Annotated in this window: 22 protein-coding genes; 11 read left to right on the top strand and 11 right to left on the bottom strand. The window is 73.5% G+C overall.

From position 1 onward, the window contains the following. Positions 1 to 96: 96 nt before the first annotated feature. Positions 97 to 1,281 carry a sensor histidine kinase gene (locus AB0B20_RS05235; RefSeq protein WP_357468303.1) on the top strand — a complete coding sequence of 395 codons (1,185 nt, stop codon included), beginning with the start codon at positions 97 to 99 and terminating at the stop codon, positions 1,279 to 1,281. After that, on the top strand, positions 1,278 to 1,940 hold the full coding sequence (locus tag AB0B20_RS05230; protein ID WP_357468299.1) for a response regulator transcription factor: 663 nt from the start codon (positions 1,278 to 1,280) through the stop codon (positions 1,938 to 1,940). The genes AB0B20_RS05235 and AB0B20_RS05230 overlap by 4 nt, the downstream gene beginning before the upstream one ends. Before the next feature lie 29 nt (positions 1,941 to 1,969). On the opposite strand, the gene AB0B20_RS05225 is transcribed toward AB0B20_RS05230, so the two are convergent. Beyond that, the gene (locus tag AB0B20_RS05225; RefSeq protein WP_357468296.1) at positions 1,970 to 2,353 is read right to left on the bottom strand and encodes a DUF6223 family protein; all 384 of its coding nucleotides are present in this window, start codon (positions 2,351 to 2,353) and stop codon (positions 1,970 to 1,972) included. A gap of 25 nt (positions 2,354 to 2,378) precedes the next feature. On the opposite strand from AB0B20_RS05225, the gene AB0B20_RS05220 reads away from it, so the two are divergent. Together AB0B20_RS05220 and AB0B20_RS05215 are read left to right on the top strand one after the other, a co-directional pair. Next, complete coding sequence (locus AB0B20_RS05220) at positions 2,379 to 2,600, top strand: hypothetical protein (RefSeq protein WP_357390793.1); 222 nt, start codon at positions 2,379 to 2,381, stop codon at positions 2,598 to 2,600. A 36-nt stretch (positions 2,601 to 2,636) separates the two neighbouring features. Further along, positions 2,637 to 3,719, top strand: coding sequence for an NAD-dependent epimerase/dehydratase family protein (locus tag AB0B20_RS05215; protein WP_357390795.1), 1,083 nt, complete (start codon positions 2,637 to 2,639; stop codon positions 3,717 to 3,719). 167 nt (positions 3,720 to 3,886) lie between these two features. Here AB0B20_RS05215 and AB0B20_RS05210 read toward each other — a convergent pair whose 3' ends face one another. From AB0B20_RS05210 to AB0B20_RS05195, 4 genes are all read right to left on the bottom strand, one after another. Further along, on the bottom strand, positions 3,887 to 4,636 hold the full coding sequence (locus AB0B20_RS05210) for a ZIP family zinc transporter (protein ID WP_357386749.1): 750 nt from the start codon (positions 4,634 to 4,636) through the stop codon (positions 3,887 to 3,889). A gap of 39 nt (positions 4,637 to 4,675) precedes the next feature. Beyond that, the gene (locus AB0B20_RS05205) at positions 4,676 to 5,875 is read right to left on the bottom strand and encodes a GNAT family N-acetyltransferase (protein WP_357468293.1); all 1,200 of its coding nucleotides are present in this window, start codon (positions 5,873 to 5,875) and stop codon (positions 4,676 to 4,678) included. Between the two features lie 52 nt (positions 5,876 to 5,927). Further along, positions 5,928 to 6,647 carry a protein phosphatase 2C domain-containing protein gene (locus AB0B20_RS05200; RefSeq protein ID WP_013283512.1) on the bottom strand — a complete coding sequence of 240 codons (720 nt, stop codon included), beginning with the start codon at positions 6,645 to 6,647 and terminating at the stop codon, positions 5,928 to 5,930. A 93-nt stretch (positions 6,648 to 6,740) separates the two neighbouring features. Next, on the bottom strand, positions 6,741 to 7,304 hold the full coding sequence (locus tag AB0B20_RS05195) for an XRE family transcriptional regulator (protein ID WP_357468289.1): 564 nt from the start codon (positions 7,302 to 7,304) through the stop codon (positions 6,741 to 6,743). Positions 7,305 to 7,362: 58 nt separating this feature from the next. Between AB0B20_RS05195 and AB0B20_RS05190 the strand changes: the two genes are divergently transcribed. Next, positions 7,363 to 8,574: a benzoate/H(+) symporter BenE family transporter gene (locus AB0B20_RS05190; protein WP_357468285.1), complete on the top strand. Its 1,212-nt coding sequence runs from the start codon at positions 7,363 to 7,365 to the stop codon at positions 8,572 to 8,574. Positions 8,575 to 8,640: 66 nt separating this feature from the next. On the opposite strand, the gene AB0B20_RS05185 is transcribed toward AB0B20_RS05190, so the two are convergent. The 5 genes from AB0B20_RS05185 to AB0B20_RS05165 form a co-directional block, all read right to left on the bottom strand. Continuing rightward, a complete protein-coding gene (locus AB0B20_RS05185) occupies positions 8,641 to 9,366 on the bottom strand; it encodes a DUF3800 domain-containing protein (RefSeq protein WP_357468282.1) in 726 nt (241 codons plus the stop codon). 79 nt (positions 9,367 to 9,445) lie between these two features. After that, positions 9,446 to 9,811 carry a hypothetical protein gene (locus tag AB0B20_RS05180; RefSeq protein WP_357386757.1) on the bottom strand — a complete coding sequence of 122 codons (366 nt, stop codon included), beginning with the start codon at positions 9,809 to 9,811 and terminating at the stop codon, positions 9,446 to 9,448. A gap of 29 nt (positions 9,812 to 9,840) precedes the next feature. Then, positions 9,841 to 10,089 (bottom strand): hypothetical protein, encoded by a 249-nt coding sequence (locus AB0B20_RS05175; RefSeq protein WP_026268772.1) that lies wholly within the window; start codon positions 10,087 to 10,089, stop codon positions 9,841 to 9,843. A 77-nt stretch (positions 10,090 to 10,166) separates the two neighbouring features. Further along, entirely contained in the window at positions 10,167 to 10,637 is a 471-nt protein-coding gene (mscL, locus tag AB0B20_RS05170; RefSeq protein WP_187690944.1) for a large conductance mechanosensitive channel protein MscL, read from the bottom strand. 40 nt (positions 10,638 to 10,677) lie between these two features. Further along, positions 10,678 to 11,361 (bottom strand): FCD domain-containing protein, encoded by a 684-nt coding sequence (locus AB0B20_RS05165; RefSeq protein ID WP_357468279.1) that lies wholly within the window; start codon positions 11,359 to 11,361, stop codon positions 10,678 to 10,680. Between the two features lie 49 nt (positions 11,362 to 11,410). Between AB0B20_RS05165 and AB0B20_RS05160 the strand changes: the two genes are divergently transcribed. After that, a complete protein-coding gene (locus tag AB0B20_RS05160) occupies positions 11,411 to 12,679 on the top strand; it encodes an MFS transporter (protein WP_357386762.1) in 1,269 nt (422 codons plus the stop codon). Between the two features lie 10 nt (positions 12,680 to 12,689). On the opposite strand, the gene AB0B20_RS05155 is transcribed toward AB0B20_RS05160, so the two are convergent. After that, positions 12,690 to 13,046 carry an STAS domain-containing protein gene (locus AB0B20_RS05155; RefSeq protein WP_018789120.1) on the bottom strand — a complete coding sequence of 119 codons (357 nt, stop codon included), beginning with the start codon at positions 13,044 to 13,046 and terminating at the stop codon, positions 12,690 to 12,692. Positions 13,047 to 13,205: 159 nt separating this feature from the next. On the opposite strand from AB0B20_RS05155, the gene AB0B20_RS05150 reads away from it, so the two are divergent. Genes AB0B20_RS05150 through AB0B20_RS05130 form a run of 5 tightly spaced genes read left to right on the top strand, consistent with a single transcriptional unit; the run spans position 13,206 to position 17,245 of the window. Then, positions 13,206 to 14,066 carry an STAS domain-containing protein gene (locus AB0B20_RS05150; protein ID WP_357468276.1) on the top strand — a complete coding sequence of 287 codons (861 nt, stop codon included), beginning with the start codon at positions 13,206 to 13,208 and terminating at the stop codon, positions 14,064 to 14,066. Continuing rightward, complete coding sequence (locus tag AB0B20_RS05145; protein ID WP_357386766.1) at positions 14,066 to 14,476, top strand: STAS domain-containing protein; 411 nt, start codon at positions 14,066 to 14,068, stop codon at positions 14,474 to 14,476. Before AB0B20_RS05150 ends, AB0B20_RS05145 begins: the two co-directional genes overlap by 1 nt. Next, on the top strand, positions 14,473 to 14,892 hold the full coding sequence (locus AB0B20_RS05140; protein ID WP_357386768.1) for an ATP-binding protein: 420 nt from the start codon (positions 14,473 to 14,475) through the stop codon (positions 14,890 to 14,892). The genes AB0B20_RS05145 and AB0B20_RS05140 overlap by 4 nt, the downstream gene beginning before the upstream one ends. Next, positions 14,889 to 15,902 carry a SpoIIE family protein phosphatase gene (locus AB0B20_RS05135; protein WP_357468271.1) on the top strand — a complete coding sequence of 338 codons (1,014 nt, stop codon included), beginning with the start codon at positions 14,889 to 14,891 and terminating at the stop codon, positions 15,900 to 15,902. The genes AB0B20_RS05140 and AB0B20_RS05135 overlap by 4 nt, the downstream gene beginning before the upstream one ends. Then, entirely contained in the window at positions 15,899 to 17,245 is a 1,347-nt protein-coding gene (locus tag AB0B20_RS05130) for a sensor histidine kinase (RefSeq protein ID WP_357386772.1), read from the top strand. Before AB0B20_RS05135 ends, AB0B20_RS05130 begins: the two co-directional genes overlap by 4 nt. Position 17,246 lies beyond the last annotated feature (1 nt).

Below are 17,246 nucleotides of genomic sequence, written 5' to 3'. Positions count from 1 at the left end.
CGTGCGTCGCTCATCGACCCTCCCGACCATCCTCCGGCCCGCCACGGCCCCACTTCGGGACCCTCCGCTGCGTCCGCGAACCGCTACGCTTCGGCAATGTCGAGCTGGCGCCGACACGGCCTCAAAGCGGAAGCCGCACTGGTGCCCGCCGTCGCCCTGGTCGCCCTGTTCGGCCTGATCGTGCAGTCGGAGGGCATCGACACCACAGCCGAGATCGTGGCGCTGCTTGTCGTCCTCGCCTCCTCCGCCGCGCTCTACCTGCGCCGGCGATACCCGGTGTCGGTGGGCGCGGTGGCGCTGGCCGCGGTGGCCGCGTACGGGGCTCTGCTGCACCGCCCCGGGCCGATCATGCTGGTGTTCGTCGTGGCGCTGTACACGGTCGTCGACGAGGGGCACCTCGCTGTCGCGGTGGGGCTCGGTCTGGCCTCTGTCGTCTCCTTCGCGGTCGCCGACAGCTACACCCGGACCGGTGTCGGCGGGAACGGGGCGACGTTGCTGCACGCAGGGTGGCTCGTCGCGGTCATCGTCGGCGTGACCCGTAACCGGCGGGCCTATCTCGCCGAGGTGCAGGCGCGCGTGCTCGCAGCGGAGCAGCGCAAGGAGGAGGAGGCCCGTCACCGGGCCACCGAGGAGCGGCTGCGCATCGCCCGCGAGCTGCACGACCTGCTCGGCCACCACCTCTCGCTGATCAGCGTGCAGGCGAGCGCCGCGTTGCACCGGCCCGATCCGGAGCGGTCAGCGGAGGCGCTCGCCGTGATCAAGCAGACGAGCCGGGAGACGCTGCGTGAGCTGCGGGCGGCGCTCGGCGTGCTCCGGCAGGAAGGTACGACGCCGAGCCGGCCCGCGCCCGGCCTCGACCGTCTCGACGAGCTCGTCACGGCGGCGGAGCGCTGCGGGCTGGCGGTGCGTACCGAGGTGACGGAGACCGGGCCGCTCCCGCCGGAGGTGGACCTGTCCGCGTACCGGATCGTCCAGGAGGCGCTCACAAACGTGAGCCGTCACGCGGGCGCGAGCACGGCGGTGGTCCGGGTCGTGCCGGACGGCGACGAGGTGGTGGTGGAGGTGGCGGACGACGGCGCCGGTCCGACGGGCCTGCCCGACACCACAACCGGGAACGGGACCGGGGTCCTCGGCATGGACGAGCGGGCCCGGGCGCTGGGCGGTTCGCTCGCCACCGGGCCGGGGCCGGACGGCGGGTTCCTGGTGCGGGCCCGTCTGCCGCTGCGGCCCGTCCCGCTGCCGGTCCCGGCGCCGCGAGGGGAACGGGGGGAGACGACGTGATCCGGTTGCTGCTCGCCGACGACCAGACTTTGGTGCGCGCCGGCTTCCGCTCCATCCTCGACGGCGAGGACGGCATCGAGGTGGTGGGCGAGGCCGCAGACGGCGCCACGGCGGTACGGCTGGCGCGGGAAGTGCGGCCGGACGTCGTTCTCATGGACATCCGGATGCCGCTGCTGGACGGGCTCGCCGCCACCCGGGAGATCGTCGCCGGCACCGACGCCCGGGTGATCATCCTGACCACGTTCGACCTGGACGACTATGTCTACGGCGCGTTGCGGGCCGGCGCGAGCGGCTTCCTGGTCAAGGACACCGAGCCGGCGGAGCTGATCCACGGCGTACGGGTGGTGGCCCGGGGCGACGCGTTGATCGCCCCGGCCGTCACCCGCCGGCTGATCGCCGAGTTCGCCGCCCGCACGCGGCACCCGGACCCGGGCCCCCGGCTGAACGCGCTGACCGAACGGGAGCGGGAAGTGCTCGCCCTGGTCGCCGCCGGCCTGTCGAACGACGAGATCGCGGCCCGCCTGGTGCTGAGCCCGGCCACCGCGAAGACGCACGTCAGCCGGATCATGACCAAGACGCGGGTACGGGACCGGGCCCAGCTCGTCGTGCTCGCGTACGAGTCGGGGCTCACCGTGCCCGGCTGGCTCACCGCCTCCTGAAGGAGCAGCCGGGACGGACGAGCAGCCGGTCAGACGGTACGCCGGGAACGGGCCAGCGCCAGCCCGCCCAGCACCGCACCGATCAGCCCGAACGCCACCCCGGCGACCGCACCGGCGCGGCCCTGCCCGCTGCCGAGACCCTCGGTGGTCAGCGCCAGGTGCCACGCGCTGAGGACCAGGCCGACCACTCCCGCCGCGGCAGCCACCAGGGCCTGGACGCGGCCCTCGCCCGCCCCGCGACCGGACCGGCTCAGCGCCAGCCCGCCGACGACCACGCTGGCCAGGGCAACCACGGCGAAGACAGTGGCCCCGACCCGGCCGGAGCCGCCGATGCCCCCGGTGGCGAGCGTGGTGTGCGCGGCCGGGGCGAACTCCCCGACGACTGCGGTGGCGAGCAGGTGACGGATCGGCATCTGGGACTCCTCGGGGTCGTGGCAAGTGGTGACGGCGGCAGCGTATGGACGCGCACCGCCGCCGGTCGTCGTCCCGGAGTCGTCGACCGGGCTACCACCACGGGAGTACGCGCTCGGCCCGCGTACCCCAGGGGTTGTGCTCACCGAGGCCGACCCGGAAGGCTGGCTCTGCCCGCGCTGCCTGGCCGCCACGGTGGGCCGCCGCGACCGCGAGAAGGGCTGGGTACGCACGAACCCCCGTCCGTGAGCGGTTGCTGCCCGATCCAGTGGGTACGGCACGACCATGCGCATCGTGATCGTGGGGGCGACCGGCAACGTGGGGACGGCGGTGCTGCGCCGGCTGCGGCGGGAGGCGGGCACCGAACTGGTCGGCGTGGCCCGCCGGCTGCCCGGGCCGGACGCCGGTGAACCGTACGACGACGTCGAGTGGCACTCGTGCGACATCGGCGCACCGGGCGCCGCCGACCAGCTCGTCCGGATCTTCGCCGGGGCGCGGGCGGTAGTGCACCTGGCCTGGCAGATCCAGCCCAGCCACGACCGGCGCACGCTCTACCGGACCAACGTCGGCGGCAGCCGCGCGGTGATCGAAGCCGCCGTCCGGGTCGGCGTTCCGGCCCTGGTGTACGCCTCATCCGTCGGCACCTACGCGCCCGGCCCGAAGAACCACCCGGTCAGCGAGAACTGGCCGGCGACCGGGGTGGACACGTCGTCGTACAGCCGGGACAAGGCGGAGGTGGAGGCACTACTCGACGGCGTGCAACGGGAGCACCCCAGGCTGCGCGTGGTACGCCTGCGGCCCGGACTGATCTTCCAGCGGGAAGCCGGTACGGAGATCAGCCGCTACTTCCTCGGCCCGCTGGTGCCGGTGCGCCTGCTGCGGTACGGCCGGATTCCGCTGGTGCCGGCGAACCGGCGACTCCGGATGCAGGCGGTGCACGCCGACGACGTGGCGGACGCGTACGCCCGGGCGGTTCTGGGGGACGCGAGCGGCGCCTTCAACGTGGCGGCCGACCCGGTGCTGACGCCGGAGCTGGTGGCCCGGCACTTCCACGGCTGGACGCTGCCGGTGGCGACCCCGGTGCTGCGCGCCGCGGCGGCGGTCACCTGGCGGGCGCGGCTGCAACCGGTCGACACCGGCTGGGTCGACCTGGCGCTGAACGTGCCGCTGATGTCCAGCTACCGCGCCGAGACCGAACTCGGCTGGGCCCCGGCCGTCGACACGGTGACCGCCCTGAAGGAGTTGTTCGCCGGTATGGCCAACCGGGCCGGCACCGACTCCCCGCCGCTGTCCCCGGACCCGGCGCTCCCCGGTCGCCCCGCCGCCCTGACCCGGGGCCACCTCCCCGGCCACCCCAACCCCTACTGACCCACCCCACCCCCACCCCGCCCGCGCCCCGATGATCAAGGAGTTCGCGTCCTAGTTGATCTCCTTGGGTGACACAAACTCCTTGATCACGGGCTGAAGAGGGCGGGGTGCGAGGCGCGCGGGCGAGGCGGCCAACTTCATGATCAGCCGGGTGCCGGGCGGGCCGGTCAGGCGTGCGAGAGCGCGAACGCGACCAGGAAACCGAGCACGGTGATCAACCCGACCAGCAGGTGCGCGTCGGCGAACGCCTCCGGGACCATGGTGTCGGTGATCATCGCCAGGATCGCGCCGGCGGCGAGCGCGGTGATCGTCGCCAGCACCTCCGGCGGTGCGCCGCCGAGCAGCGTGTACCCGGCCAGCGCCGCCGCACCGGAGATCAACGCGATGGCCGTCCACAGCCCGAACACGTAGCGCCGGGTGCGCCCGGCCAGCCGCATGCCGGCCGCGCTGGAAAGCCCTTCCGGCACGTTGCTGAGGAACACCGCGATGACGGTGACCAGGCTGACCGGGCCGCCGGCCAGCAGGCTCGCGCCGATCACCACCGACTCGGGTACGCCGTCGAGCAGCGCGCCGACCGCGATGGCGCTGCCCGAGCCGGGCTGTTCCCGCTCGGACGGCTGCTCGTCGCCGGAACGCTTGCGGTGCCGGGCGCCGTGCCGGGCCAGCAGCACGTTCGCCCCGGTGTACGCGAGCGCGCCGGCCGCCGCGCCGATCGCCACCGGCAGCAGGCCGCCCTGCTCGTGCGCCTCGTCGATCAGCTCGAACGACACGGCGGAGAGCAGCACGCCCGCCCCGAACGCCATCACCGAGGCGGTCACCGGGCGCGGTACGCGCGCGAAGAACCCGACGGCCGCCCCGATCAGCAGGGCCGACCCGGCGAGCAGGCCCCAGAATCCCGCTTCCAGCCACTCCGGCACGCGCTGCACCCTACCCCCGGGCGCGTGCCGCCAACCGGGTCAGAAGTCGGCGAACAGGTGCGGCAGCTCCCGGGGGAAGAGCCGTCGCAGCTCACCGGCCGCGTCCACCGGAACCTCACCGAGCCCGCGTACGACCACCTCGGCCGGGTCGAGCACGCCGTACGCCAGGGCGGACAGACCGGCGGCGGTGAGCCGCGCGGTCGGCACGCTGCCCTCGGCGGCGGTGGAGGCCGGCAGCACCGCGAGCTTGCCGGTGGTGCCGTCGAGCAGGTGCCGGCCGGCGAGCCACCTGTCGGCGACCACCTCGACCAGCACCCGGCCGGCCCCGACCGGCTGTTCGGCCAGCGCCTCCAGGCTGAGCAGCCGGGCCATCGGCGCGGTCGGGTCGGGCCGGGCCACCCGCGCCTCCACCCGCACGTCGAGGTCGGTGAGCCACAGCTCGGGCAGTTCGTCGGGGGTCACCTGCACGCTGATCCGCGCCACCTGGTCGACGTGCCGGGCGAAGAACTGGAGCACCGACGCGCGGGCGTACGGGTCGTCGACGAGCAGGTCGTCGGCGAGCAGCGTGCCGGCATGGTCGTCGATCCGGTAGGTGACCGCGCCGACCGTCTTCCCGCCGCGCACCACGCTCACCAGCCAGCGGTCGTCCCGGTCGCGCAGCCCGACCGCCCGGAAGTCCGGGAAGACCGCGAAGCCGTGCCGCTCGCGCAGGCACCGCTCGGTGTACGCGCGCCACCTCGGATACCCCGCGCCGATCCGCTCCCAGACCAGCTCGTCGGGCAGTTCGGCGCGCAGCAGCGGCGCCAGGTCCGCCGGGTCGAAGATCGCGGTACGCCGCCGGGGCAGCCCGATGTAGCCGAAGCGCTCGTAGAACGAGGCGCGGAACGGGTGCAGCGCGGTGAGCTGGTGGCCCTCGTCGCGCATGTCGTCGAGGAGCTGCCGCATCAGCGTGCGGACGTGGCCGCGCCGGCGGGCCAGCGGATGGGTGGCCACACCGGCGACACCGGCCATCGGCAGCACCGCGCCGCGCAGGTTCTGCCGCATCGGTATCGCCGACACGGCCGCCGCGGTGACCCCGCCCTCCTCTGCCACCAGAGTCGTGTTCCCGGCGTTGTACGGCAGGTAGGCGCGGAACTGGTCGGTCCGGGTGGCGCCCATCGGCGAGGACTCGAACGCGTACGCCTGGAGCGGGAAGCTGGTGGTCAGTCGTTCATCGGCGGCCAGCCGGCGAATGTGCATCCGTTCATCCCAACCGCACCCGCCGTGGTCCGCAACCGGAAAGGGCGGCCGCTCACGCCTCGGTGACGTCCGAGATGACCACCGTCACGTTGTCCGGTGCGCCGGCCTGGTGGGCCAGTTTCACCAGTTGCTCGCCGCACTGCTGGCGGTCGCCGTAGGTGGCGAGCGCCGCCGCGATGGCGGCGTCCTCCACGTAGTCGGAGAGGCCGTCGCTGCACAGCAGCAGCCGGTCGCCGGGAAAGACGGTGAGCGCGCCGACGGCGGGTGGCGCGTCGGAGCCCTGCACCGCGCGGGTGACCAGGGAGCGCTGGGGGTGGTGCCGGGCCTGGTCGCGGGAGAGCGCACCCTGGTCGACGAGCGCCTGCACGAACGTGTCGTCGCGGGTGAGCTGGGTCAGCTCGTGGTCGCGCAGCAGGTAGCAGCGGGAGTCGCCGACCTGCGCCAGGACCAGGGTGTCCCCGGCGAGCAGGGCGGCGGTCAGCGTGGTACCCATGCCGTCGCGGGCCGGGTCCACCGTGATGGCCGCGCGGATGCGCTGGTTCGCGGTGCTCACCACGGCGCGCAGCGCGTCGGCCGCCTCGTCGGCGCCGGTGGGCGGCGTCAGCTCGTCCAGGATCCGGATGACGATCTCGCTGGCCACCTCGCCGGCGGGGAGCCCGCCCATGCCGTCGGCCACCGCCACGAGGCGGTCACCGGCGAGGGCGGAGTCCTCGTTGTTGGTCCGGACGAGGCCGACGTCGTTGAGGATGGCCGAGCGGAGGATGAGCGTCATGACGACAAGCTTGCCAAGAAGAACGGCTCCGCGTCTGCACGCGCTGGCGGGTCTACTGAAAGAAATGTCATCCGCTTGCATCCTGGGTATGCGTCAACTGTCCGGTGTGGACGGACGAGGATAACGCAGCAGAAGGCTCGCGTGGACCTCCTCCTCGCCCACCACCGCATAGACGTGCGGCACGTCGGAGGTCCACCGCAGGTAGCCCCCGGGACCGGCGGTCAGCGGGGCGTCGGCCGGGCCGGCGCGCAGCACCCCGGAGAAGATCGTCACGTGCTCTGTGACGCCGCCGGAGTGAGCCGGGGAGAGCTGCGCCGGACCCGGGCCGACCCGCATCCGGTACAGCTCGTAGGTCGCCTCCCTGTCGTCGAACACCTCAAGCAGCGTGGCCCCGACCGCCGTGCCGCGTACGGTCGGCGTCTCGCCGGGCGGGGAGAGTACGGCGGTCAGCGGTACGCCGAGCTGCGCGGTGATCGCGTACAGGGTCTCCAGCCGGGGGTTGCGCACGCCGTTCTCCAGGCCGGAGAGCGTGGCCTTGCCGACGCCCGCGAGGCGGGCCAGCTCGGACAGGGAGATGCCCCGCTCGGTACGGAGCGAGCGGATGCGCCGGCCCACCTCCTGGGCGCCCCGGTCGTCGGCTGGTGCGGCGGCTGTCATGGGGGCTATCGTGCTACACCGTGCCGTTCCGTAAACGGAACGGCCGGAGGAGGTGGGCATGGGCGGTCGGCTCCAACCCGTCCTGGCCGGCGTGGTGACCGCCCTGGTCGGCTTCGCCAGCTCGTTCACAGTCGTCCTGGCCGGGCTGCGCGCGGTCGGCGCCGACCCGGACCAGGCCGCCTCCGGCCTGCTCGCGCTCTGCGTCGCCTGCGGCGCCTGCGCGGTCTGGCTCGGCCTGCGGCACCGGCTGCCGCTCGCCATCGCCTGGTCCACGCCGGGCGCGGCGCTGCTCGTGGCCACCGGGCCGGTCCCCGGCGGCTGGCCCGCCGCCGTCGGCGCCTTCCTGGTCGCCGGGCTGCTGATCATCGCGGCCGGGCTGATCCCCGCGCTCGGCCGCGCGGTCGCCGCGATCCCCGGCCCGATCGCCTCCGCCATGCTCGCCGGGGTGCTGCTGCCGTTGTGTACGGCACCGGTACGCGCCCTGGTCGAGGTGCCCCGGCTGGCCGGGCCGGTGGTGCTGGTCTGGCTGCTGCTGCACCGGTTCGCCCGCCGCTGGGCGGTGCCCGGCGCGCTCGCCGTGGCAGTGGTCGCGATCGCGCTCACCACCTCCGGGCCGGCCCGGCTGGACGCCGCACCCGTCGTCGCGCTCACCGCGCCGGCCTGGACGCTGCCCGCAGTCGTCGGGCTCGCGCTGCCGCTGTTCCTGGTCACCATGGCCGCCCAGAACGTGCCCGGCACCGCTGTGCTCGCCGGGTACGGCTACCGCGCCCCGCTGGGCTCGGCGCTGCGGGTGACCGGCCTCGCCACCGCCCTCGGCGCCCCGGCGGGCGGCCACGCGGTGAACCTCGCAGCGATCACCGCCGCCCTGGCCGCCGGACCGGACGCCCACCCTGACCCGGAACGGCGCTGGATCGCCTCGGTCACCGCCGGGATCGGCCTGGCCCTGCTCGGCATGGGCGCCGGCGTGGCCACCGCCCTGGTGCTGCTCTCTCCGCCGGTGCTCGTCGAGGCCGTCGCCGGGCTCGCCCTGCTCGGCGCGCTCGCCGGCGCGGTCACGGCGGCGGTCGCCCAGCCGGGCGCGCGGGAGGCGGCGGTGGTGACGTTCGTGGTCACCGCCTCCGGGGTGAGCCTGCTCGGGGTGGGCGGCGCGTTCTGGGGACTGGTCGCGGGGTGGCTGATGCTGCTGCTGTTCCGCCGCTGGGCCGCACCCTCGCCGGTCGAGCCGCCCCGGACCGAATCCGCCCCGTCGCTTTCCGGCCGGACCGGGTGACGAACTGTTAACCTGGAGTGCGCAGGAGGCCCGTGAGGGTTCCCGCAACCGCCTTAGGGCCCGCTTTCAAGCGGGCCCTTCGTGCGTCGGCCGTCCGGTCGGATGCCAGCACCAGGAGTGGTATCGGCGCGGTTCGACCCAGGACCACAACCGCGTGTTCGTCGTCGCCTCCCGAGGGTCCGCGCCCGCCCCGCTCGCCATCCTGCGGAACAGGAAGGTGACCAGGTCGACGGCCTGCACCAGCCGGGAGGCGTGCGACGGGGCGAAGTGCAGGGTGTCCACGATCCGGTTGAGCCGCCGGGAACGGTAGCCTCCGGTTCCGTCGACCCGGTATCGGGTCAGGTCCGAGCGGTGGGTGGCGGGGTTGTCGACCTCGTCCGCGATCACCAGGGCCAGCTCGTCCCGCATCGCCGCGTACCCGTCCACCCGTTCCAGCAGGTGTGACAGCACCACCTCGTGAGCGGGGCGGGTGAGCCCGTAGCGCCGGGCGAGACCGTGCCGGTCGACACCGCGCAGGATGACTGTGACGTCGTACGTGCCGATCGCCTTGAGCGCTGCGTTGTAGACGGCGATCCGGGCGCGTGGCGGCACGCCCGCCCAGGACATCCGCCCCTGGAACAGGTCGTACCCGTGGAGTTCGGCGGCTCGATCGATGCCGTACGCCTTGGCCGCGTCCGTCATCACCTCGTCGAGTGCGGTGCTGAGCGGGATGGCCACGGCCTCCGGGACCAGAAGCGCGCCGATCCAGTACCAGCGATCGGTGTACGACTCGTCCACATAGGTCAGCAGCACCCGACGAGCCTAGGCCGTACCCCGAGCGCGGCCGCCTCGACGCGCAGAGCCGTCGAAACGGCGCATTCGGCCCGGCTGGTCACTCCTCGGCGGGTAGCTCCGCGACCGGGACGGTGAGGCGTACCGCGCCGTCGCTCACCGCGGCGATCCGGTCGGCCAGCACGTAGACCGCGCCGGTGCGGACCAGCTCGGTGGAGACCTTGAGGTAGCCGTCGCGCAGCAGCCGGGCGGCCAGGTCGGCCGGTACGTCCGGCTCGTCGACCGCCGCCGACTCGATCAGCTCGTCCAGGCTGCTGCCCGGGTCGACAGGTGCGGGTGCCTGCACGGTCACCGCGGCCGGGTCGCCACGCTGCACGAGATCGACTGTGCCCACCTCGACGCCTGCGGAGTCGACCACGCGCATGCCGGTGGTGACCCGGGAGACGGTGTCCTGCTGCTGGCTCATGCGGAAGCGGTTCCCGGGGCGCGCGGGCGCTAAACGGACGGGGCCCAGCCGCCCGGCGGACGGGGGGACAGCTCGCGCCAGGTGTCGGTGCCGTCCAGCAGCGCCCGGACCGTCTCCTCGGCCTCCTCCACGCTGGCGTGCTCGTAGAACCGGGAGACCCCCTCGGCGCCGCCGGCCCGCTGCTCCACGTGCCAGCGGTCGCCGTCCACCCGGAGGAAGACGTCGCGCCGGGCGAGGCGTCCCCATTTCCCGTTCCACCAGTGCCTGCGCTGCTCCATGCCCGGACTCTATCGAACATGTGTTCGATGCACGTCGGCCCCCGCGAGATCGTCGCGGGGGCCGATCGGCTATGGCGTCAGCGCGGCGCGGGCGGCTCCTGCCGGCGGCCGAGCACGTCGTCCAGGGCGCTGCGCTGGCCGGGCGTGCCGTGGTTGCCGGCGAGCAACGCGTCCCGGATCTCGGTGAGCAGCTTGACCTCCTCGCTCGGGGCCGAGGGCGGCGGCTCCTCGCCACGCTTGCGCCGCTCGGCGAGCTTGTTCATCGGGTAGACGACGAGGAAGTACAGCGCCGCCGCGGTGAGCACGAACGTGATCGCCGCGTTGACGAAGGCCACCCAGTCGAACGGGATGCCCCGGAACTTCGGGGTCGATCCGCTGAGGCCGTCCTTGCTGCCCGTGATCAGCGCGATGAACACGCGTACCAGCGGTTCCAGGAACGACTTGGTGAGCTGGGTCACCACGCCTGTGAACGCGGCGCCGATGACGACACCGACCGCGAGGTCGACGACGTTGCCGCGCATGATGAAGTCTTTGAAGCCCTTGAGCATCCGTACTCCCGTGCCCTGATGAGTCTGCGTCGGGGACAACCTATGCCCCGGCGGGCCCTTCGAGAAAAGCACCGGCCTCGATCGCCGCCCGCTGCGGGTCGCCGGCCCGGATCGCCTCGACCAGCCGGCCGTGATCCACGTACCGCTCCGGGGTCAGCGCCTCGCCCATCGCCTGGGCCACAGTGCTGCGCAGCGCGGCACCGACCGAGGCGTACAGCTCGGCCAGCATGGCGTTGTGCGCGGCCGTCACCACGACCGTGTGCAGCGCGGCGTCCGCCTCGACGAACTCGTCCACCCGGCCGCCGCGCCAGGCGGCCTCGCGGGCCGCGAGCGCGCCGTCGAGCGCCGCCAGGTCGTCGGGGGTACGCCTCAGCGCGGCGAGCCGGGCGGCCTCCACCTCGAACGCGCGCCGGACCTCGACCACCTCGGTCATCCGGTCGTCGGTGAGGCGGCGGGCCACCACTGGTGCCAGCTCGTCAGTCGACACCACGTACGTGCCGGAGCCCTGCCGGCACTCCAGCACCCCGGCGTGCACGAGCGCCCGGACCGCCTCGCGGACGGTGTTCCGCCCGACGCCGAGCGCGGCGACCAGCTGCGGCTCGGTGGGGATGCGCCCGCCCACCGGCCACTCGCCGCCGAGGATCCGTTCCCGGAGCGCTTCGATCGTCTGCCGGACCCGGTGACCGCGGGGCGGCACGGTGACGGAATCCCGGGCGGGTGTCACGGGTTACACCTCGTGCCGAAATTCATCCCATGATTGTAGGTTCGAGGTCATGACTCCGCCAACTGCGCCCGCCGCGGCAGTGCCCACGCCGGGTGCCGCATCCGCGCCGGCCCCCGCCCCGGCGGCCGGTCCGGTCCGGGGCGGCCTGCTCGTGCTCGCCGGGATGCTGCTCGTCGCGCTGAACCTGCGGGCCGCGGTGACCAGCCTCGGCGCCCTGCTCGACGAGATCCGGGTCGGGCTGGGGCTGTCCGGCGCGATGGCCGGCCTGGTCACCACCCTGCCCACCATCGCGTTCGCCGGGCTGGGCGCGCTCACCCCGTGGCTGGTCCGCCGCTGGGCCGCGCCCCGGGTGCTGGTGCTGGCCATGCTGGCGCTCACCGTCGGGCAGGTGCTGCGCGCGGTCACCGGCTCGGCGGCGATCTTCGTGCTGACCAGCGCGCTCGCGCTGGCCGGCATCGCGGTGGCGAACATCCTGCTGCCGATGCTCGTCAAGCAGCACTTCCCGCACCGCACCGGACTGGTCACCGGGGCGTACACGATGGCCCTGACGGTGGGCACGACGGTGGCCGCCGCCTCCGCCGTGCCGGTGGCGCACGCGTTCGGCTCCTGGCGGGCCGGACTCGGCATCTGGGCCGGGCTGGCCGCGCTGGCCGTACTCCCGTGGGTGCCGCTGGCGCTGCGGGCCCGCGCCGCGCGACGGGCCGCGCCCCCGGCGGTGGCGGTCGCTGCCCCGGCCCGGGTGCAGCCGGGCCGGACCCGGCTCGGCTGGGCCATGGCTGTCTACTTCGGGGCGCAGTCGCTCAGCGGGTACGCGATCATGGGCTGGCTGGCCCAGTTGTTCCGGGACGCCGGATACCGGCCGGAGACAGCCGGGCTGCTGCTCGCCGGCGTGACCGCGTTGGGCGTGCCGGTGGCGCTGATGATGCCGGCGCTGGCCGGCCGGCTGGCCACGCTGCGCCCGCTGGTGCTGTCGCTGACTGTGTTCTCCGCCGCCGCGTACACCGGTCTGGCGCTCGCCCCGCACGGCCTGGCACCGCTGTGGGTGCTGCTGCTGGCGCTCGGCCAGGGCGCGTTCCCGCTCATCCTGACCACGATCGGGCTGCGCGCCCGGACCGCCGAGGGCACCGTGGCGCTGTCCGCGTTCGCGCAGAGCACCGGGTACGTCATCGCCGCGCTCGGGCCGCTGCTGGTGGGCATCCTCTACGAGGCGACCGGCGGCTGGACCGCCCCGATCGGTTTCCTGCTGGTGGCGCTGGCCGTGCAGACGGCTGCGGGCATGGTGATCGCCCGTCCCCGCTACATCGAGGACGAGCGCTGAGCGGGATCGGTCAGGAGGAGGCCGGGGTGGGATCGCCCGCGACGGCCTGCTCCACCGTCGGGTACGTGTGCAGCACCTCGACCAGGCCGCTGACCTCGAGGATGCGCAGCACGCCGCGCTGCGGGGCGGCCAGCCGGACCACGCCACCGGCCTCGTCGCAGTTGTTCTTCGCCCGGACGAACACCGACAGGCCGGTGGAGTCGCAGAACGAGACCTCGGCCAGGTCGAAGACGAGGCGGCTGCGCCCCTTGTCCAGCAGATCCGTGATCTGGTCCTGGAGCTGCGGTGCCGTGGCCATGTCCAGCTCGCCCGCGACCGACACGACGACCACGTCGCCGCGTTGTTCCGTGTGCACCGTCAAGGACATTCGTCGACCTCCTGTGTTCGGGGGAAACGGTATCCCACGACGGGCGCGTCGCGCAGAACGGGAGCGGTCACAGGTGCGGCCGATCATTCTTTGCTCTGCGACAAGTAGCGCGTCAGGCTCCGGTGATAGAGTCCGCCCGTCCAAATCAGGGAGGTCAGCATGGCGATGAGCGCCGAACAGGGTGGTCGGCTCGCCCACCTGCTCAGTCAGCACGCGGATCGGCTGACCAACCGCTGGACGGAGATCGTCGCGAGTTCGCTGCGCGGTCGCCTGAGCCGGGCCGAGCTGGCCCGGCAGGTCCAGGAACTGCACCGGGCGCTGGTCGAGGCCGGTCAGCACGGTGTCTCCGACCTGGCCGACGAGCACGGCGGTGAGCTGCGGGCGGTGCTGTCCGAGCTGTCCACAAACCGGGCCCGGCAGGGGTTCTCCGCGACCGAGACCGCGATCAGCGTGTTCGCGCTCAAGGACACCCTGCTGGAGGTGCTGGAGGACGAGAAGGGCACCGACGCCCTGCGCGACTTCGTCGCCTTCTCCGCGCTGGTCGACCAGATGGGGCTGTTCACGTTCGAGACGTTCGTCCGGGCCCGCGAGAGCCTGATCGCCGACCAGGCGGAGCAACTGCTGGAGCTGTCCACCCCGGTGGTCAAGCTCTGGGAGGGCGTGGTCGCCGTCCCGCTGGTCGGGACGCTGGACTCGGCCCGCGCCCAGGTCGTGATGGAGCGACTGCTCCAGACGCTGGTCGACACCGGCTCGCCCTACGCGATCATCGACATCACCGGCGTGCCGGCGGTCGACACTCAGGTCGCCCAGCACATCCTCAAGACCGTGGTGGCCGCCCGGCTGATGGGCGCCGACTGCATCATCTCCGGCATCCGCCCGCAGATCGCCCAGACGATCGTGGCCCTCGGCATCGAGTTCGGTGACATCGCCACCAAGGCGAGCCTCGCCGACGCGCTGCGCCACGTGCTGCGCCTGACCGGGGTCGAGACCACCGCCCGCCGCCCGCGCCGGGAGTCCTGATGGAACGGGTGCCGATCCTCAAGATCGGCGACATCCTGCTGGTCTCCATCCAGGTCGACATGTCCGACCAGACGGCGATCCAGCTGCAGGAGGACCTGGCCGAGCGGATCGTCGCCACCGGCTGCCACGGCGTGATCATCGACATCACGGCGCTGGACATCGTCGACTCCTTCGTCGGCCGGATGCTGTCGACCATCGCGTCCATCTCGAAGGTGCTGGACGCCGAGACGGTGGTGGTCGGCATGCGTCCGGCCGTCGCCATCACGCTCGTCGAGCTGGGGCTGTCGCTCAACGGCATCCGTACCGCGCTGAACGTCGAGCGCGGCATGGAGCTGATCGCGGCCAGCCGTCCCGACGAGTGGGACGAGGCGGCCGACGACGAGGACACCGAGACGACGGCGACGGCATGACCGTGGGCGTCGACCTGGGTGTGCCGGCGACGCAGGCGATCCGCAGCGACGAGGACGTGGTGCGGGTCCGGCAGTTGGTGCGTACCACAGCCGTCGCGACCCGGCTCTCCCTGGTCGACCAGACGAAGCTCGTCACCGCCGCCAGCGAGCTGGCCCGCAACACGCTGATCTACGGCGGTGGGGGCAGCGCCGAGGTGAGCACCGTGTCCGACGGTCGGCGGCGCGGCGTGCGGATCGTCTTCGCCGACGAGGGACCGGGCATCCCCGACCTCGACCTGGCGCTCACCGACGGCTACACCACAGGCGGCGGGCTCGGCCTGGGGCTGAGCGGCGCCCGCCGGCTCGTCGACGACTTCGACATCCGGACGGCTGTCGGCGAGGGGACGCGGATCACCGTCACCAAGTGGTCGCGATGATCTCCGACGTGGTACCTGACCACGGCATCTGGTTCCGGGTCGACACCGGCGCGACAGCCGGCAGCGTACGCCGGGCGGCCGAACGCCTCGGCCGGCAGCTCGAACTGAGCGCGCCGCGCGTCGCGGACCTGGCCATCGTCACCGCCGAGATCACCAGCAACCTGGTCAAGCACGCCCGCGAGGGCACGCTCCTGATGCGTCCGGCCCGCCGGGGCGAGCGGGCCGGGGTGGAACTGGTGGCCATCGACTCCGGCCCCGGCATGGCCGACCTCACGCTCTCCTCCGTCGACGGCCACTCCACAGCCGGCACGCTCGGCATCGGTCTCGGCGCGATCACCCGGCAGTCGAGCCGGTTCGACGGCTACTCGTCGCCGGGCCGGGGCACCGTCCTGGTCGTCCAGGTCTGGGACGACGCGCCGCCCGAGCCGGACTGGGCCGCCGGGCTGGCCCGGCCGATCACCGGCGAGCAGACCAGCGGCGACGGGTACGCGGTCCGCCAGCTGGACGGCCGGCGGCAGGTGCTGGTCTCCGACGGACTGGGACACGGGCCGCTCGCCGCCGCCGCGACCGGCGCGGCCGTGTCCGCGTTCCGTTCGGCGCCGGACGGGCCGCCGGACGTCGTGGTGCGCCACCTGCACGCCACCATCTCGCACACCCGGGGCGCCGCGCTCGCCGTGGCCGAGCTTGATCCGGCCGCCGGAGTGCTCCGCTACGCCGGGCTTGGCAACATCGCCGCGATGATCGTCGCGCCGGGCGAGCGGCGGCGCGGGCTGGTCTCGCTGCCGGGCATCGCCGGGCACCAGCGTCCGGCGATCCGGGGATACGACTACCCCTTCTCGCGCGACGCCACAGTGGTCATGCACAGTGACGGGGTGGTGGATCGCTGGGATCTGGACGACTATCCCGGGCTCGCCGGCCGCAACCCGCTGCTGGCCGCCGCGACCCTGCTGCGTGACGCCGGTGTCCGACGCGACGACGCCTGCGTCCTGGTGGCCCGGGGGGCGGCATGACCGAACCCCTCCTGCACCTCGCGCTCCGGGTGGAGCAGGACATCTTCCTGGTCCGGCAGCGCGGCCGGGAGGTGGCCGCGGCGGTCGGGCTGGAACACCAGGACCAGGTACGGATCGCCACCGCGCTGAGCGAGGTGGCCCGGGAGCTGCTGCACGGTGTCGACGGCGCGGACGTCACGTTCGCCCTCGACCGCGACGCCGTCGGCCGCCGGGTCCTCCAGGTGGACCTGTCGCCGCTGCGTCCGCTCCCCGGCGGGCGGTACGAGCCGCAGTCCGGCGCCGTCGCGCGACTGGTGGACACGTTGCGGGTGGTGGCTGTCGATGGCGATACGGTCGTGAGGATGTCCCGACGAGTGCCCGACAACAGCGAGGAGCTGACGGTGGAGCGCGCCGCCGAGCTGCGCGCCGAGCTGGCCGAGCGGGCGCCGGGTTCCGCGCTTGACGAGTTGGCCGCCCAGAACGCGCAGCTCATCACCGCCCTCGACGAGGTGCGCAGCCAGCGCGACGAGCTGGCGGTGCTCAACTCCGAGCTTCAGGAGACCAACCGTGGTGTGATGGCGCTCTACAACCAGCTCACCGAGGAGCTGGAGGAGACCAACCGCGGCGTGGTGGCGCTCTACGCCGAGCTGGACGAGAAGTCCGCCCAACTGCGGTCCGCCAGCGAGTCGAAGAGCCGCTTCCTGGCGAACGTCAGCCACGAGCTGCGCGCCCCGGTCACCGCGATCATCGGCCTGGCCCGGCTGCTCGCCGACTCCGCCTCCGACCCGCTCACCGGCGAACAGGCCCGTCAGGTGGGGCTGATCCGATCCTCGGCGGGCGACCTGCTGGGGCTGGTCAACGAGCTGCTCGACCTGGCCAAGGCGGAGTCGGGCCGGATCGAGCCGGACTGGTCCGACGTCGATCTGCGCGCGGTGTTCGGGCAGTTGCGCGGCACGCTGCGGGCGCTGGCCGCGCGCCCCGAGGTGGAGCTGGTGGTGGAGGAACCGCCGGCTCAGGCGACGCTGCGCTCGGACGAGGTGCTGCTCGCCCAGGTGCTGCGCAACCTGCTGCACAACGGGCTGAAGTTCACCGAGCGCGGCGAGGTGCGCCTGCGGGCCGAACGTCAGGGCGACCAGTGGACGCTCTCGGTCACCGACACCGGTGTGGGCATCCCGCCGGAGCTGCACGAACGGGTCTTCGAGGAGTTCTACCAGGTGCCCGGCACGACCCGGGTCGGTGGCACCGGGCTCGGCCTGCCGTACGCGCGCCGGCTGATCACGCTGCTCGGCGGGACGCTGGAGCTCACCAGCGAACCCGGCCGGGGCAGCAGGTTCACAGTGGTCCTCCCCGCGGGCGGAGCGTGAC

The sequence above is a fragment of the Micromonospora sp. NPDC049151 genome (genome assembly GCF_040648395.1).
Classification (GTDB): Bacteria; Actinomycetota; Actinomycetes; order Mycobacteriales; family Micromonosporaceae; genus Micromonospora.
Note: the sequence above shows the minus strand (reverse complement) of the source record. Positions and strands in the feature narration are given on the sequence as shown.

Coding starts and splice junctions, on each gene's coding strand:
- AB0B20_RS05155 (WP_018789120.1), bottom strand. CDS start 13,046: ATGTCCTTGACGGTGCACACGGAACAACGCGGCGACGTGGTCGTCGTG.
- AB0B20_RS05235 (WP_357468303.1), top strand. CDS start 97: ATGTCGAGCTGGCGCCGACACGGCCTCAAAGCGGAAGCCGCACTGGTG.
- AB0B20_RS05160 (WP_357386762.1), top strand. CDS start 11,411: ATGACTCCGCCAACTGCGCCCGCCGCGGCAGTGCCCACGCCGGGTGCC.
- AB0B20_RS05145 (WP_357386766.1), top strand. CDS start 14,066: ATGGAACGGGTGCCGATCCTCAAGATCGGCGACATCCTGCTGGTCTCC.
- mscL (WP_187690944.1), bottom strand. CDS start 10,637: ATGCTCAAGGGCTTCAAAGACTTCATCATGCGCGGCAACGTCGTCGAC.
- AB0B20_RS05135 (WP_357468271.1), top strand. CDS start 14,889: ATGATCTCCGACGTGGTACCTGACCACGGCATCTGGTTCCGGGTCGAC.
- AB0B20_RS05180 (WP_357386757.1), bottom strand. CDS start 9,811: ATGAGCCAGCAGCAGGACACCGTCTCCCGGGTCACCACCGGCATGCGC.
- AB0B20_RS05175 (WP_026268772.1), bottom strand. CDS start 10,089: ATGGAGCAGCGCAGGCACTGGTGGAACGGGAAATGGGGACGCCTCGCC.
- AB0B20_RS05225 (WP_357468296.1), bottom strand. CDS start 2,353: ATGCCGATCCGTCACCTGCTCGCCACCGCAGTCGTCGGGGAGTTCGCC.
- AB0B20_RS05130 (WP_357386772.1), top strand. CDS start 15,899: ATGACCGAACCCCTCCTGCACCTCGCGCTCCGGGTGGAGCAGGACATC.
- AB0B20_RS05200 (WP_013283512.1), bottom strand. CDS start 6,647: ATGACGCTCATCCTCCGCTCGGCCATCCTCAACGACGTCGGCCTCGTC.
- AB0B20_RS05190 (WP_357468285.1), top strand. CDS start 7,363: ATGGGCGGTCGGCTCCAACCCGTCCTGGCCGGCGTGGTGACCGCCCTG.
- AB0B20_RS05140 (WP_357386768.1), top strand. CDS start 14,473: ATGACCGTGGGCGTCGACCTGGGTGTGCCGGCGACGCAGGCGATCCGC.
- AB0B20_RS05215 (WP_357390795.1), top strand. CDS start 2,637: ATGCGCATCGTGATCGTGGGGGCGACCGGCAACGTGGGGACGGCGGTG.
- AB0B20_RS05150 (WP_357468276.1), top strand. CDS start 13,206: ATGGCGATGAGCGCCGAACAGGGTGGTCGGCTCGCCCACCTGCTCAGT.
- AB0B20_RS05195 (WP_357468289.1), bottom strand. CDS start 7,304: ATGACAGCCGCCGCACCAGCCGACGACCGGGGCGCCCAGGAGGTGGGC.
- AB0B20_RS05205 (WP_357468293.1), bottom strand. CDS start 5,875: ATGCACATTCGCCGGCTGGCCGCCGATGAACGACTGACCACCAGCTTC.